Source organism: Cupriavidus phytohabitans, from assembly GCF_017815025.1.
In the GTDB taxonomy this organism is placed as follows: Bacteria; Pseudomonadota; Gammaproteobacteria; order Burkholderiales; family Burkholderiaceae; genus Cupriavidus.
The window spans coordinates 138,177-153,931 of the sequence record NZ_JAGIQB010000004.1 but is presented as its reverse complement, the minus strand read 5'-3'; the positions used below and the strand labels follow the sequence as shown (position 1 = coordinate 153,931).

The following is a 15,755-nucleotide window of genomic DNA, read 5'->3' as shown; positions in this document are numbered from 1 at the left end:
GCGGCACCGCCCCCGGGCCGCCACGCACGGCGTCACGCATACAAGGAGATTGCACCATGCAGGCAATCCATGAGTACGACTACATCATCGTCGGCGCCGGCTCGGCCGGCTGCGTGCTGGCCGCGCGGCTGACCGAGGACGCCGGTGTCTCGGTACTGCTGCTGGAGGCGGGCGGTCCCGACTGGCGCCTGGACTGGCGCACGCAGATGCCGGCCGCGCTGGCCTACCCGTTGCAGGGCACCACCTACAACTGGGCCTATGTCACCGAGCCCGAGCCGCACATGAACAATCGCCGCATGACGCAAGGCCGCGGCACGGGGTTGGGCGGCTCGTCGCTGATCAACGGCATGGTCTATATCCGCGGCAACGCGATGGACTATGACGGCTGGGCGGAGAACCGGGCGCTGGAGAACTGGAGCTACGCCGACTGCCTGCCCTACTTCCGCAAGGCCGAGACCTACGACAAAGGCGCCAACGACTACCACGGCGGCAACGGCCCGCTGCATGTGACCACGCCGAAGGCCGGTATCAGCCCGCTGTTCGATGCCTTTATCAAGGCCGGCGAGCAGGCCGGCTACGGCCGCACCGACGACCTGAACGGCTACAGGCAGGAAGGCTTCGGCCCGATGGACCGCACCACCACCGCGCGCGGGCGCCGCTGCAGCACTTCGCTGGCCTACCTGGACCAGGCGAAGGACCGGCCCAACCTGACCGTGCATACCCGTGCGCTCGCGGACCGCATCCTGTTCTCCGGGCAGCGCGCCATCGGCGTTTCGTACCTCCAGGGCGATCATGTGCGCGAGGCCCGCGCGCGCCGCGAAGTGATCGTCAGCAATGGCGCGGTGGCCTCGCCGCAACTGCTGCTGCGCTCCGGCGTGGGCAATGCGGATGAGCTGCGCGCGTTCGGCATCGATCCCGTCGCGGACCTGAAAGGCGTCGGCGAGAACCTGCAGGACCACCTGGAGATGTACCTGCAGTACGAATGCACCAAGCCCGTGTCGCTGTACCCGGCGCTGAAGTGGTGGAACAAGCCGCCGATCGGCATCGAGTGGTACCTGCGCGGCACCGGTATCGCGGCATCCAATCACTTCGAGGCCGGCGGCTTTATCCGCAGCAGCGACGAGTTTGCCTGGCCCAACCTGCAGTACCACTTCATCCCGCTGGCGATGAACTACGACGGCAGCAATCCCGTCCAGTCGCACGGCTTCCAGTGCCATGTGGGCTCGATGCGCTCGCCCAGCACCGGCTTCGTCAAGCTGGCCAGCTGCGACCCGCGCGTGAAGCCGCGCCTGCTGTTCAACTACATGGCGCACGACGCCGACTGGCGCGAATTCCGCGCGGCGATACGCCTGACTCGGGAGATCATCGGCCAGCAGGCAATGGACCAGTTCCGCGGCCGCGAGATCAAGCCGGGCATGATGATCCAGAGCGATGCCGAGATCGACGCCTTCGTGCGCGAGCATGCCGAGACCGCGCTGCACCCGTCCTGCACCTGCAAGATGGGCGACGCCTCCGACCCGATGGCGGTGGTCGACAACCAGGGCCGCGTGCATGGCCTGTCCGCCCTGCGCGTGGTCGATGCCTCGATCATGCCGAGGATCGTCACCGGCAACCTGAATGCGCCCACGATCATGATGGCCGAGAAGCTGGCCGACGTGATCCGCGGCCGCGCCCCACTGCAGCGTTCGACGGCGCCTTACTACAAGGCGGCGCCTGCGCGCATGCAGGCGAGCGCGGAGCGAGCGCAGCCGCCCACCGCACGCATCCCCATGCCGATGCCTGCCTGACCCGAGCGGCGCGGCGCGCGGGCATCCCGCCCGAACCCTGACTGCGGCACATGCGCTGCCGGGACCGAAGTCCCGGCGGGCAGCGTGCGCCCTGTCGGAAGCATCGCCCCCCACCACCAAAGCCGGCGATCCATAAACAAACCCAGACCGGCTCCAAGGATGAGACACAACCATGCTGCGCAAATGCTTTGCTGCAAGAAGGGCCCCATACAGCGTCCTGTACAGCGCCCTGCCCCTGTTGCTGTGCCAGGCGCTGCCCGCGCTGGCGCAGGCCGGCAGCGACACCACGCTGGCAGTCGCGCCGGTGCCGCAGGTCACTGCCACCGTGCCACCGGCCGAAACCGCGCCAACGTCGCCGTGGAGCGCCAACATGACACTGACCTCGCAATACGTCTCGCGCGGCTTCCGCCAGACGTGGGGCAAGCCTGCTGTGCAGGGCGGCATCGACTACGCCCATCCGAGCGGTTTTTCCGCCGGCACCTGGATGTCCAGCATCAGCGACAAGTTCATCGAGGGCGGCACGGTCGAATGGGACCTGTATGCGGGCTATACCGGCAGCATCGGCGACTTCGTCTACGCCGGACAGGTCTACTACTACCTCTACCCGGGCGCGAAGCTGCAGTACGCGCAGACCAGGTACAACTACGGCGAAGCAGTCGCGTCGCTGACGTGGAAGTGGTTCAACGTCAAGTACTGGCTGACCTATACGCCCGACTACTTCGGCTATAACAGCGCCTCGCTGATGACCGGCAAAGACCTGCACAGCCGCGGCTCCGGCTACCTCGACGTGAATGGCACCTTCGACCTGGGCCACGGCGTCTCGCTGCTGCTGCACTACGGCCAGGAGCGCGTGCGCAACTTTGCCGCCTATAACTTCCGCGACGTGCGCGTGGCGCTGTCCAAGGCCTTTGAAGGCGGCTGGACGCTGACCGGCGCCTATACCCGCGGCTGGGGCCGCACCGACGTCTACGACAACTACACCACCGGCGCGCTGGATTCCTCCGGCAACCCGGCGGTGTCCAACCCGCTAAAAAGCACGTTCCTGGTCTCGCTGACCAAGACGTTCTGACGGCATTCATCAACCGCTGTACCACTGCCTTACGAAGCACACCACCATGGCCTCCCTGGGTCTTACCGACGTGACCGGACTTGTCGGCGTTGCCGCCTACGTCGCCGCGCATTTTGCCGTGCAGGTCCTGCACAAATCCCCGACCGGCCGGCTGGCCGTCGTCCTCAACGTGATCGGGCCGAGCTGCATCCTGGTCTCGCTGGCGGGCGCGTTCAACCTGGCCTCGTTCCTGACCCAGTGCTTCTGGCTGGGACTGACGCTGTTGGGATGGTGGCGCAACCGGCGCGCCGGGCGCGCGGTGGTGGGAACGCTGGGTGGCCCGCGTCCGGGGCAGCCCGTGCAGCAGTAGTCGAGGCACGGCTGGTGCCGATTGCAACGCGATTACAAATCTTCCGTTGCGTTGGCGCAGGGCCGTTCCTATACTCACCCGAAACACCGATAGTAATGTTTTTCACTATTAGTAAATCAAAAGGAAACCGGAAGCTGCAAGACCTGATTCAGGCCGCGCGGCAACCCCGGGATGACAACAGGAGACAAGGATGAGAAACGCCCCCAAAATTCCCGCCACAGATTCCCGACCGTCGTAACGACCGGCAGGCAGTACCCCAAGTACCTACCCACCGCAGACGGCAGACCGTGACGGAGTTCGCGCTCCAGACAAACGGCAACCGGGAAGCAAGGAGACATTTCGTGTATTCACAGAAAGACGTGCTGTCGATCGGCGCGCAGGCGCCGCTCGCCCCTGCGCAGCAACAGACCCAGCCAACCCAATCCCATGAACTGCAGCGCACCCTGACCTGGAAGGACGCCTTTTGGGTCACCAGCGGCGTGCCCGCCGGCGTGCTCTTCACCATCGGCGGCGTGTCCGCCACTATCGGCAACCCCGCGTGGGTGATCTGGATCCTGGCCATCCTGATCGGCTTTGTGCAGTGCTTCGTCTACGCCGAGATCTCGGGCCTGTATCCGCACAAGTCGGGTGGCGCCTCGGTTTATGGCGCGCTCGGCTGGGTGCGCTACAGCAAGTTCGTCGCGCCGGTCTCGGTGTGGTGCAACTGGGTGGCGTGGTCGCCGATGCTGGCGCTGGGCACCAGCCTGGCCGCCGGCTACATGCTGAGCGCGCTGTTCCCGGCCGATTCGGTCATCAACACCTGGCAGCTGACGCTGCTGGACCTGGGCTTCGTCAGCAAAGGCCTGACGTTGCGGGTGAACTCCACCTTCCTGCTGGCCACCGCGTTCCTGCTGATCACCTTCAAGCTGCAGCACAGCGGCGCCTCGGCCGCGGCCACCACGCAGCGCATCCTCGGCATTGCCTCGCTGACGCCGCTGGTGGTGATCGCGCTGGTGCCGCTGTTCACGGGCGACATGCCTTCGACCAATTTCCTGCCACTGCTGCCGCTGACGCACGACGCCACCGGCGCCGCGGTGCTGGGCGGCTGGAACGCGGCTGGCATCAGCACGGCGATGGGCGCGATGTTCCTGGCCTGCTGGTCGACCTTCGGCTTCGAGACCGCGGTCTGCTACACCCGCGAGTTCAAGGATCCGCAGAAGGACACCTTCAAGGCGATCTTCTGGTCCGGCGTGCTGTGCCTGTTCATGTTTATCGCGGTGCCGATCGCCTTCCAGGGCTCGCTCGGCCTGCAAGGCATGCTGGCGCCGGACATCGTCGACGGCTCCGGCGTGGGCGCGGCAATGGCGAAGTTCGTCGGCGGCGGCGCAGTGGTGTTCAACGTGATCGTGGTGATGCTGGTGCTGGCGATCCTGCTGATCGTGATGACCTCGATGATGGGTTCGTCTCGCACGCTGTACCAGGCCTCGGTCGACGGCTGGCTGCCGCGCTACCTCTCGCACGTGAACGAGCACGGCTCCCCGACGCGCGCGATGTGGACGGACCTGCTGTTCAACCTGTTCCTGCTGCTGATGTCGAACTACATGGCGGTGCTGTCGATCAGCAACGTCTGCTACATGATCTTCGTGTTCCTGAACCTGCAGGCGGGCTGGATCCACCGCATGGACCGACCCGACTGGGCCCGCCCGTACAAGTGCAAGAACTGGCTGCTGGCACTGGGCGCGTTCTGCGGATTCTTCGACCTGGCCTTTGTCGGCGCCGGCGCCAACTTCCAGGGCGAGAACACGCTGCGCAATGGCCTGATCGCCGCGCTGCTGATCGTGCCGGTCTTCATCTATCGCCACTACGTCCAGGACAAGGGCCGCTTCCCCGAGTCGATGCGCCGCGACATGGAACTGCCGCATGCGCGTGCCGGCAAGCTGCCCTACGTGGCGCTGATCGTCGGCGCCCTGGTGGTGTGGATCGCGGCGCGGCTGACCGTGATCTCCTGATTTGCCGTGACGGGCCGGCGCCATGCCGGCCTGGCTTCCCCTCCCGATATTCCCTGTATTCCGAGGTATTGCCATGACTGACACGCTCCGCGTACGCGTCGGCCGCGTCGAGCCGCTGGCCGCCGGCATCAAGCGCTTCACCCTGCAACCCTGCGACGGCGGCGCGCTGCCCGCGTTTTCCAGCGGCAGCCACGTCGTGGTGCATATGGACAGCGGCCGGCTGCGCAACGCCTACTCGCTGACCAGCGCGCTGGACAACCCTGCTCACTACCAGATCGCGGTACGGCTGGAAGAAGCCTCGCGCGGCGGCTCGCGCTACATGCATGAGCAGGTGCGCGAGGGCGACGAGCTGCATATCGGCGCGCCGGGCAACCTGTTCGGCCTGGACCGCGGCGCCGGCCGCCATCTGCTGATCGCCGGCGGCATCGGCATCACGCCGTTCATGACGCATATCCAGGCGCTTGCCGCGAGCAACGCACATTTCGAGCTGCACTACTGCTTCCGCAATGCGCAGTCCGCCGCGTTCCTCGACATGCTGCCGGCCACGCTGCAGCCGGAACAATTGCACCTGTACGAGAGCGATTCCGGCACGATGCTCGACATCGCCTCGCTGCTCGCCACGCAGCCGGCCGAAACCCACGTCTATGTGTGCGGCCCCGCCCCGCTGAACGACGCCGTGGTCAACGCCGCGCGCGCCGCCGGCTGGGACGCCAGCCGAATCCACTTCGAGCAGTTCCGCAACGAGGTGGACGCCACCGGCGGCGCCTTCGAGGCCGTGTTGCGAAAGAGCGGGCTGACGCTGCAGGTGGGCGCGGAGGAATCGCTGCTGCGCGCCATCGAAAAGGCCGGGGTCCAGGTGGACTGCATGTGCCGCGAGGGCATCTGCGGCTCATGCGAAACCGCGATCCTGGAGGGGGAAGCGGACCACCGTGACCAGTACCTGTCCGATGCGGAGAAGACAGCGCAGAAGACGATGATGTTGTGCGTGTCGCGGTGCAACGGGCAGCGGCTGGTGCTGGATCTCTGATCGCGTCATCAGCAACCGTTTGGTTGCGTTTCCGTCCCGGCCTCCTAACATGCAACCATACCGTTGCACATCAACCCCGAACAGGAGACCGGACATGCCTTCCGACACCGACCGCATCGAACGCAGCATCCTGATAGAAGCCCCCGTGGCGCGCGTCTGGCACGCGCTGGCCGATGCCGATACCTTCGGCAGCTGGTTCGGCGTCAAGTTCGATGGCGCCACCTTCACACCTGGCCGGCGCGCCGTCGGCAGCATCACCTACCCCGGCTACGAATACCTGAAGTTCGACGTGCAGGTGGAACGCGTAGAGCCGGAAAGGCTGCTGTCCTGGCGCTGGCACCCCGCGCCAATGGAACGGGGGCGTGACTATTCCGGCGAACCGAGCACGCTGGTGGAATTCACGCTGCGCGAAGTCGACGGCGGCACCATGCTGACCGTGGTCGAGTCAGGCTTCGACCAGATCCCGCCCGAGCGCCGCATGGAAGCGTTCCGCATGAACAGCGGCGGCTGGGATCAACAGGTGAAGAATGTCCACAAGCATGTCACCGGCGCCGCCTGAAGCGCTGGATCTGCAACAGTCCGCCGCGGTATTTGCCGCGCTGGGCGACGAAACCCGGCTGCGGCTGGTGGCGGCGCTGTGCGCGGGCGGCGCGATGTCGATCGCGCAGCTGACCGCCGGCAGCACCATGACACGGCAGGCGGTGACCAAGCACCTGCAGGTGCTGTCGCAGGCCGGGCTGGTGCGCGACAGCAAGGCCGGGCGCGAGCGGCTGTGGATGTTCGAGCCTGGGCAGGTCGAGGCGGCGCGGCGGTCGCTGGAGGCGATCGGGAGGCAGTGGGAGTTTGCGCTGGGCAAGCTGAAGCTTGCGGTGGAGACGAATCACTAGCTTGGGACGCACTGCGAGCCACTGGTTTGCTCCCCTCTCCCGCAAACGGGAGAGGGAGCAGCTGCCAGGCAGAGAGAAGCCGCAGCATGTAATCCCCCGCGCACCCCGCTATACTGGGAAGCCCCCCGCCCACCACCACGGCAACACGCAGGCCGCGATCGCGCCAGGCCTGCCGGAGGAAGCGCGCAATTGGCTGACCACGACCTGTCCAGGCTGAAAATCGACCGCAGCGCCACCGCCGCGCCCGGCGCGCGCCTCCGCCCCCGGCGCAGATGGCTGCGCTATGCGGTCATCGCGCTGGTCCTGCTGGCCGTGCTCGGCATCGCCGTCAGGCTCGCCGGCCCTCGGTCGGTGCAGACCACAACGGTTACCTCGGCCTATCCCACGCAGAATTTCACGCTGCTCAACGCCACTGGCTATGTCGTGCCGCAGCGCAAGGCGGCAGTCGCTTCCAAGGCGCAGGGCCGGCTCGAATGGCTGGGCGTGCTGGAAGGCTCGCGCGTAAAGAAGGACGAGGTCATCGCGCGGCTGGAAAGCAAGGACGTGTCCGCGACCTTCGCCCAGGCGCAGGCCCAGGTCAAGGTGGCGCAGGCCAACCTGGCCCTGCAGCAGGCGGAGCTGAAGGACGCGGAAGTCAACCTGCGCCGCTCGCAGATCCTGATCGTGCCGAACGCCATCTCGCGCAACCAGTATGACGCCGACGTCGCGCGCTACAACAAGGCCAGGGCATCGGTCAGCAGTTCGCAGGCGTCGATCGCGTCGGCGCAGGCCAATGCGCGCGCGGCCGAGGTGGCGGTGGAACAGACCGTGGTGCGCGCGCCGTTCGACGGCGTGGTGCTGGTCAAGCATGCCAACGTGGGCGACAACATCACGCCGTTCTCGGCCGCCGCCGACACCAAGGGCGCGATCGTGACCATTGCCGACATGGAGACGCTGGAAGTGGAGGCCGACGTCGCCGAATCCAATATCGCCAGGATCCGCGCCGGCCAGCCGTGCGAGCTGCTGCTCGACGCGTTGCCGGGCGTGCGCCTGGCCGGCCAGGTATCGCGCATCGTGCCGACGGTGGACCGCTCCAAGGCCACGGTGCTGGTCAAGGTGCGCTTTGTCGACCGCGACGCGCGCGTGCTGCCGGACATGAGCGCCAAGATCGCCTTCCTGTCGCGCGCCGCCACGGCGCGGGACCGCCAGCCGATGGTCGCGGTGCAGCCCGCCGCGGTGGTCACGCGCGATGGCCGGCAGGTGGTCTACGTGGTCCGGGACGGCAAGGCGCACGAGACCCAGGTCAAGACCGGCGACAAGCTCGGCGAGCTGGTCGCGGTGCAGGGCGTCAAGCCCGGTGACGTGCTGGTGCTGTCCCCCGGCGACAAGCTCGGCGACGGCGACCGCGTCACGCCGGCCAAGCCTTGAGTGTGACCACATGAGTGTGACCACATGAGGGTGACCATATGAGGGTGAGCCCATGAGCGCCGCGCCGCTGGTCCGCATCAGCCACGTCGCCAAATCCTACCGGCGCGGCATGCAGACCGTGCCCGTGCTGACCGATATCTCGCTCGATATCGGCGAGGGCGAATTCGTCGCGCTGATGGGCCCGTCCGGCTCCGGCAAGAGCACGCTGCTGAACCTGATCGCCGGCATCGACCGGCCCGACAGCGGCACGCTGCAAGTGGCCGGGCTAGATATCACGCAGCTGCCCGAAGCCGCGCTGGCCGACTGGCGCGCGGCCAATGTCGGTTTCGTCTTCCAGTTCTACAACCTGATGCCGGTGCTGACCGCGTTCGAGAACGTGGAGCTGCCGCTGATGCTGACCAGCCTGCCGCGCGCGGAACGCCGCGCGCGCGTTGAGCTGGTGCTGGACATGGTCAACCTGGCCGACCGCATGAGCCACTACCCGTCCGAGCTGTCGGGCGGGCAGCAGCAGCGCGTGGCGATCGCGCGGGCGCTGATCACCGACCCGACGCTGATCGTCGCCGACGAGCCCACCGGCGACCTCGACCGCACCTCTGCCGCGGAAATCCTGGCGATGATGCAGCGCCTGAACGCGGAACTCGGCAAGACCATCATCATGGTCACGCACGATGCCCATGCCGCGGCCGCGGCGAGCTCGCTGGTGCACCTGGAGAAGGGCGAGCTGATCCGTGGCGAGGTCGCCTGACCTGTCATGTACGCGCTCAAGCTGATCACCCGCAACGCACTGCGGCACAAGCTGCGCACCGCGCTGACCGTGCTGGGGCTGGTGATCGCGGTGCTGGCGTTCGGGCTGCTGCAGACCGTGATCGACGCGTGGTACGCCGGCGCGTCGGCCGCGTCCAGCGCGCGGCTGGTGACGCGCAATGCGATCTCGCTGGTGTTCCCGCTGCCGCTCAGCTACGAGGGCCGCATCCGCGGCGTCGACGGCGTGACCTCGGTGGCGCGTTCGAACTGGTTCGGCGGCGTCTATCGCGATCCCAAGAATTTCTTTGCGCAGTTCGCGGTGTCGGACAACTACCTCGATCTTTATCCGGAATTCATCGTTCCCGAACAGCAGCGCGCCGACTACCAGCGCGACCGCAAAGGGGCGCTGGTGGGCCGCCAGCTGGCCGACCAGTTCGGCTTCAAGATCGGCGACGTGATCCCGATCAAGGGCACCATCTACCCCGGCACCTGGGAGTTCGTCGTGCGCGGCATCATGGACGGCCGCGACGAAAGCATCATCACGAAGCAGATGGTGTTCCACTGGGAATACCTGAACGAAACCATCCGCAAGAAGACGCCGCGGCAGGCCGACCAGGTCGGGGTCTTTGTGCTGGGCGTGGACAACCCCGACAACACCGCGGCGATCTCGCGCAATGTCGATGCCGTGTTCCGCAACTCGCTGGCGGAGACGCTGACCGAGACCGAGCAGGCGTTCCAGCTCGGCTTCGTCGCCATGTCGAACCAGATCATCGCGGCGATCCGCGTGGTCTCCTACGTGGTGATCGTGATCATCATGGCGGTGATGGCCAATGCGATGGCGATGAGCGCGCGCGAGCGCACCGTGGAATACGCCACGCTCAAGGCGCTGGGCTTCGGCCCGGGCTTCCTCGCGCTGCTGGTATTCGGCGAGTCGCTGGCGATCTGCGTGGCGGGCGGCGCGCTCGGCATGCTGGCCACGCCGCCGATGGCGGCGGCCTTCAAGCAGGCGGTAGGCGGCGTGTTCCCGGTGTTCACGGTATCGCCGGAGACGATGCGCGCGCAGGCCGCGTGCGCGCTCGCGGTAGGCATCGCCGCCGGCATCGTGCCCGCGGTGCAGGCCGCGCGCGTGCGCATCGTCGAAGGCCTGCGGGCGATCGGCTGACACAGCGGACAACCATGGCGATCCCGCTCACCTATATCGCGCGCAACCTGTGGGCCCGGCGGCTGACGACCGCGCTGACCGCGGGCGGGCTGGCGCTGGTGGTTTTTGTCTTCGCCACCATGCTGATGCTGGATGCCGGCCTGAAGAAGACGCTGGTCACCACCGGCGAGCGCGACAACGTGGTGGTGATCCGCAAGGGCGCCGAAACCGAGATCCAGAGCGCCGTCGAGCGCGGCCAGGCCAGTATCCTGGAAATGCACCCCGCGGTGGCCATGACCGGCACCGGCCAGCCGATGGCCTCGCGCGAGGCGGTGGTGCTGATCTCGCTGACCAAGTCCAGCACCGGGCAACCCTCCAACGTGGTGATCCGCGGCATTTCGCCGCTGGGCATGGACCTGCGTCCGCAGGTCAGGCTCGTGGCGGGACGCATGTTCCGCCCGGGCTCGGCTGAAATCATCGTCGGCAGCAGCATTGCCGGCGGCTTTGCCGGCGTGCGGATCGGTGAACACCTGCGCTTCGCCCAGCGCGAGTGGACCGTGGTAGGCCACTTCGACGCCGGCGGCAGCGGCTTCGACTCGGAGATCTGGGGCGATGTCGACCAGCTGATGCAGTCGTTCCGGCGCAATGCGTATTCGTCGATGGTGGTGCGGCTGGCCAACCCCACGCTGTTCGAGCGCTTCCGCGCCGATATCGACGTCGACCCGCGCCTGGCCGACGAGGCCAAGCGCGAGCAGGTCTTCTACAGCGACCAGTCCAAGGCGCTGTCGAGCTTTATCAATATCCTGGGCTTTACGCTGTCCACGATTTTTTCGATTGCGGCAATGATCGGCGCCATGATCACCATGTACGCGTCGGTGGCCAACCGCGTGGCCGAGATCGGCACGCTGCGCGCGCTGGGATTCAAGCGTGCCAACGTGCTGGTGGCGTTCCTGATCGAGGCGGCATTGCTCGGACTGGTGGGTGGCGTGGCCGGGCTCGCGTTTGCGGCGCTGATGCAGTTCGCGTCGTTCTCGACGACCAATTTCCAGACGTTTGCCGATCTGTCGTTCCGCTTCATCCTGACGCCTGGCATCGCACTGCAGACGCTGGCGTTCGCGATGGCGATGGGGCTGGTGGGCGGCTTCCTGCCGGCAGTACGGGCGGCCAGGATGAGTATCGTGGATGCGCTGCGGGCGCGTTGAGCGCGTACGTTGCCGCGTGTGTGCTCTCCTCTTCCGCTTGCGGGAGAGGGCCCGGGGGAAGGGCCCGCGCCTCCACGAAAGTTATGTTCATCAAAACCATAGGCTTCGCTTGAAGTGCACGAAACACCGTTGGCTTCGCCACAGGTTTCCGATCGCCCCCGATCCTTTCCTTGCCTTCTCCCCACCGTCCGTCTACAACCCGTAGTGATGCATGCTACGCGCCAGGCCCTTGCTGGCGGCCAGTGCGCACCAGCACGGCCAGCGGCGCCCCACCGCAGGACTTACCGCCAGGACGCCCCCGATGAATCTCGACCTGCTGGCTTCATTGCTGACCGCCGTGGTGGTGCTGCTGATCGGCACCCTGGTCAACCGCAGCGTCGGCATCCTGTCGCGCTACAACATCCCCGACCCCGTCACCGGCGGGCTGCTGTTCGCCATGGTCGCGTCAGTGGCCGCGGCGGCGGCAAATTTCCGCGTGGTCATCGATCCCGGCATGAAGCCGGTGCTGCTGCTGATGTTCTTCGGCGGCGTCGGCCTTGGCGCCGACCTGCGCATGCTCAAGCGCGGCGGCAAGGCGCTGGTGATCTTCCTGATCATCCTGCTGCCCTATATCGTGGTGCAGAACGCCGTCGGCGTGGCCATGGCCAGGACGCTCGACCTGCACCCTATCTTCGGGCTGGTGAGCGGCTCCATCACGCTGGTGGGCGGCCACGGCACCGGGGCCGCGTATGCCGAGCGCTTCGCCGAGGTCAACAACCTGCAGGCGGTGATGGACCTGTCGATGACGGTGGCGACCATCGGCCTGGTCGTCGGCGGCATCATCGGGGGTCCCGTGGCGCAGTACCTGATCTCGCGCTACAAGCTGCGCTCGACCTCGCGCGAGGCCGGCGACACCGAGGAGGAAGCCGCCGCCGCTTCGCCGATCACCACGGTCGGCGCGCTTGCGGCGCTGGCCGGCATCCTGGCCGCGGTGATCGGCGGGCGCTGGATCGCGGCGCAGATGCCGTCGGGCCCGATCACCATCCCCGGCTTCCTGTGGTGCATGATGCTCGGCATCGCGATCCGCAACCTGCTGCCGTTCATCGGCATGCGCTTCGACGACCGCGCCACCGACCTGATCACCAACGTCTGCCTGTCGCTGTTCCTGGTCATGACCATGATGGCGCTGGACCTGGCCGAGGTGGCGCTGTCGGCCGGCCCGTTCCTGCTGATCATCGCGATGCAGGTCGTGTTCATCATCCTGTATGTGGTGCTCGTCTGCTTCCGCTTCATGGGCCGCGACTACGAGGCGGCGGTCACCTCGGCCGCGTTCATCGGCTTCAACATGGGTTCCACGGCGACCGCCATGGCCAATATGCGCGCGATCACCGCGCGCTACGGGCCGGCGCCCACCAGCTACCTGATCACGCCGCTGGCCGGCGCGTTCTTTGTCGACCTGATGAACGCGTTCGTGCTGACCGTGATGCTGGCCTTGCCGCTGATCGGAGGCTGACATGCGCCGTGCCTGCTTTGCCTTCCTCCTTGCGCTGCTGGCCAGCCTGTGCCTGGCCGGCTGCGGCGGAGGCCCGAACGCCGACGGCATCCGCGCCGACCTCAACGAGCGCCTGGCGCAGGCGCTGCCGCCAGGCACCGTGCAGCTGGTCGGCATCGACCGGCGCGGTTCGCAGTCCGATACCAAGGCGCCGGCCGGCGAGACCCGGCGCGTGGTGTATTTCGACACCGAACTGAAGCTGCTGCGCGACTACGACTTCGGCGCGTGGGATTCGCCCGGCGTGGCCGGGTTGATCTCGGCGCTGGGCGCGGGGCCGCGCGGCATTACCGGGATCACCAGCGGCGGCAACAAGGCGGGCGACGTCCTGCGCGCGCACGGCACCGCGCTGTACCGGCGCGACGGCGAGCGCTGGGTCAGCGTGCAGCCCGCCGGTTACCGCCCGGCCGAGGCGCCGGCCGTGGCCACCAACGCGCCCACCGGCCCGGCGGCAATCCTGGACGCGATGCGCAAGGTGGTCGAGGCGGTCCAGAAAGACGCCTCGCCGGCGCAGCGCGCGGTGATCGAACAGGAACTCACCACCGCGCACGCCAATATCCGCGCCCGGCTGGCCCGCGTCGACGAGGGCTACGCCATCGCTGCCGGCGCCGAGCATGGCCAGTACCTGCGCTTCGTGCGCGCACTGGTGGACGGCGCGCGCGTGCGCGCCATCGCGCTGGTCACTCGTGGCGGCGAAGAGAATCTGCACCTGCTGCGCAACGGCAAGGTCTCGGCGGCCATGGCGCAAGGCGACAGCGCGCTGGATGCCTACGAGGGCAAGGGCGCCTTTGCCGAGGACGGGCCGCACGCGTCGCTGCGCGCCATCGGCAGCCTGTACCCGGAACCGGTGCATGTGCTCGTGCGCGACGGCGATCCGGCGCGCTCGGTGTCCGACCTGCACGGCAAGCGCATCGCGGTAGGTGAACGCGGCGCGGCCTCGCGTGGCACGGTGCTGCGCGTGCTGGCCGCGCACGGGCTGACCGAGAAGGATTTCAAGGCCGAGGAAGTCGGCCTGGGCGCCGCGCTGGTGGCACTGCGCCAGAACCAGGTGGATGCCGTGATGCAGGTGATCGGCGTGCCATCCGACAGCATCCGCGATGCGGTGAGCGAACTGCCGTTGCGGCTGCTGCCGCTGGACGAGCGCGCGATCGCGGCGATGGTCGGGCAGAAGGCGGGGTACTTCCGCGCCAGCATCGCACCCGGCACCTATCCTGGCCTGCGCGAGCCGGTGCGCACCATCGCCACCGCGGCGATCCTGGTGACCGGGCCGGACCTGTCGGACACCGAGGTGGCCGACCTGACGCGGCTGGTGTACCGGCATGGCCGCGACTTCGTCGCGCGTGGCAGCGCGCAGGGTGGGCAGATCAACGTGGCGACCGCGCGCGAAGGGCTGGTGATTCCGCAGCACCTGGCGGCGGCCAAGGTGCTGGACGGCCTGGCGGGAGGCACGGCGGCCGCGCCAATGCAGCGGCCCGGAGGACCGGCTGCTCAGGCCCCGGCGCCCGCGTCGGCACCGGCACCGGCCGCATCCAAGCCGGGCGTCCGCTAGCCCCGATAGCTGCCGCTCGCGCTACCCCGCCGCCGGCAATTCCGCCGCCAGCCGGCAGCGCCGGTCCAGGAAGTCGCTGGCATGGCCATTGCTGCCGCCGGCCGCGTGGACCGGCTGGTCCACCAGGAAGAAGCCAGGGCGGCCCTGCCGGTCCTGGCCATAGGTGAGGAAGATGCCCCGGTCGGGCGGCGGCACCGCGATGGCGCTGGCGCCGGGGTCGTCAGCCCTGCCGCCGACCAGCGCGAACGGGTCGGCCGACAAGACCGGCGCGGCAGCCGGGATAAACCTGGCCCGCACCGGCTTGCCGTCGAACCGCAGCGAAGTCCACTCGGTGCCGATCGGCCCGCTCGCGCCATTGACGAAGGCGCGCGCCGCGGCACTGATGCAGTCCAGGTGGATATGAAGCTGGTCCTGGCTGCGCGAGGTGCGGGAATTGACCGCCAGCCCCAGCATGTCGTCCGGCACCGGCTTGCCCAGCGCCTGCCCGACGATGCCGCGCTCATCCCAGCCGAAGGCCCAGGCGTTGGCACCGGTGCCGTCCCACGCCCTGCGATCCTCCACGCCCGTCACCGGCCGCGCCGGGATCACCAGGTAGTGCGACAAGCCGATCGCATCCTTGTACAGCACCAGCCCGCGGGCACGGTCGACGCTGGCGCAATCGGCATGCTGCGGCTGCGGCGGCGCCAGGCAGCGCTGCTGCACGTTGCGCCACAGGCCGTCGCGCCCGCCGGACAGGACGCCGACCACTTTCTCGGGGGTGCAGCCCGCCAGCATCCATGCCGCTGCCAGCGCCAGCGCACCGCGCCGGCGTGCCGGCATCAGCGCCGGCATGGAATGCCGTAGTACGTCCCCACCCGCGGGTTGGACACGATATAAGCGTGGCGCTGGGCCCAGAACTGGGCGTCGCGAAAGGCCTCGGCCTCGCGTTCGCTCCAGGGCGTGGCCAGCAGCGGCAGGGCTTCGGCATCGGTGGTCGGGTAAACCTGGGCCTGGTAGCGGGCCGTTTGCAGCGCGCCCGTACGGATGGTACGGATCGTGACGTGGAGTGTCATAGGCAGCTTCTCGTCATGAGGACGA

15 protein-coding genes are annotated in these 15,755 nt (G+C 67.8%); 13 read left to right on the top strand and 2 right to left on the bottom strand.

Going from position 1 to position 15,755, the window contains the following annotated elements; all coding sequences use genetic code 11:
* Positions 1-56 precede the first annotated feature (56 nt).
* From betA to J8I34_RS04185, 13 genes are all read left to right on the top strand, one after another.
* Complete coding sequence (betA, locus tag J8I34_RS04245; protein ID WP_209805398.1) at positions 57-1,787, top strand: choline dehydrogenase; 1,731 nt, start codon at positions 57-59, stop codon at positions 1,785-1,787.
* A 172-nt stretch (positions 1,788-1,959) separates the two neighbouring features.
* Positions 1,960-2,856: a TorF family putative porin gene (locus tag J8I34_RS04240; RefSeq protein WP_209805397.1), complete on the top strand. Its 897-nt coding sequence runs from the start codon at positions 1,960-1,962 to the stop codon at positions 2,854-2,856.
* Positions 2,857-2,902: 46 nt separating this feature from the next.
* Positions 2,903-3,205, top strand: a complete 303-nt coding sequence (locus J8I34_RS04235) for a CBU_0592 family membrane protein (RefSeq protein WP_029047561.1) — start codon at positions 2,903-2,905, stop codon at positions 3,203-3,205.
* 368 nt (positions 3,206-3,573) lie between these two features.
* Entirely contained in the window at positions 3,574-5,193 is a 1,620-nt protein-coding gene (locus tag J8I34_RS04230) for a trimethylamine N-oxide permease (RefSeq protein ID WP_369796440.1), read from the top strand.
* Between the two features lie 73 nt (positions 5,194-5,266).
* Positions 5,267-6,220: a PDR/VanB family oxidoreductase gene (locus J8I34_RS04225; protein WP_209771638.1), complete on the top strand. Its 954-nt coding sequence runs from the start codon at positions 5,267-5,269 to the stop codon at positions 6,218-6,220.
* A 94-nt stretch (positions 6,221-6,314) separates the two neighbouring features.
* Positions 6,315-6,779 carry an SRPBCC family protein gene (locus J8I34_RS04220; protein ID WP_209771635.1) on the top strand — a complete coding sequence of 155 codons (465 nt, stop codon included), beginning with the start codon at positions 6,315-6,317 and terminating at the stop codon, positions 6,777-6,779.
* Positions 6,760-7,107: an ArsR/SmtB family transcription factor gene (locus J8I34_RS04215; protein ID WP_084402460.1), complete on the top strand. Its 348-nt coding sequence runs from the start codon at positions 6,760-6,762 to the stop codon at positions 7,105-7,107. Before J8I34_RS04220 ends, J8I34_RS04215 begins: the two co-directional genes overlap by 20 nt.
* 189 nt (positions 7,108-7,296) lie before the next feature.
* The gene (locus tag J8I34_RS04210; RefSeq protein ID WP_029047566.1) at positions 7,297-8,514 is read left to right on the top strand and encodes an efflux RND transporter periplasmic adaptor subunit; all 1,218 of its coding nucleotides are present in this window, start codon (positions 7,297-7,299) and stop codon (positions 8,512-8,514) included.
* Positions 8,515-8,566: 52 nt separating this feature from the next.
* Positions 8,567-9,259, top strand: coding sequence for an ABC transporter ATP-binding protein (locus J8I34_RS04205; protein WP_029047567.1), 693 nt, complete (start codon positions 8,567-8,569; stop codon positions 9,257-9,259).
* Positions 9,260-9,265: 6 nt separating this feature from the next.
* On the top strand, positions 9,266-10,420 hold the full coding sequence (locus J8I34_RS04200; protein WP_029047568.1) for an ABC transporter permease: 1,155 nt from the start codon (positions 9,266-9,268) through the stop codon (positions 10,418-10,420).
* Positions 10,421-10,434: 14 nt separating this feature from the next.
* Positions 10,435-11,601, top strand: a complete 1,167-nt coding sequence (locus J8I34_RS04195; protein ID WP_209805396.1) for an ABC transporter permease — start codon at positions 10,435-10,437, stop codon at positions 11,599-11,601.
* A 301-nt stretch (positions 11,602-11,902) separates the two neighbouring features.
* Positions 11,903-13,093 carry a sodium/glutamate symporter gene (gene gltS / locus J8I34_RS04190; protein ID WP_209771612.1) on the top strand — a complete coding sequence of 397 codons (1,191 nt, stop codon included), beginning with the start codon at positions 11,903-11,905 and terminating at the stop codon, positions 13,091-13,093.
* A 1-nt stretch (position 13,094) separates the two neighbouring features.
* On the top strand, positions 13,095-14,678 hold the full coding sequence (locus J8I34_RS04185) for a TAXI family TRAP transporter solute-binding subunit (protein ID WP_209805395.1): 1,584 nt from the start codon (positions 13,095-13,097) through the stop codon (positions 14,676-14,678).
* Between the two features lie 21 nt (positions 14,679-14,699).
* Here J8I34_RS04185 and J8I34_RS04180 read toward each other — a convergent pair whose 3' ends face one another.
* Positions 14,700-15,509: a CDP-diacylglycerol diphosphatase gene (locus J8I34_RS04180; RefSeq protein WP_209771606.1), complete on the bottom strand. Its 810-nt coding sequence runs from the start codon at positions 15,507-15,509 to the stop codon at positions 14,700-14,702.
* Positions 15,497-15,730 (bottom strand): CDP-diacylglycerol pyrophosphatase, encoded by a 234-nt coding sequence (locus tag J8I34_RS04175; protein ID WP_209771603.1) that lies wholly within the window; start codon positions 15,728-15,730, stop codon positions 15,497-15,499. The genes J8I34_RS04180 and J8I34_RS04175 overlap by 13 nt, the downstream gene beginning before the upstream one ends.
* Positions 15,731-15,755 lie beyond the last annotated feature (25 nt).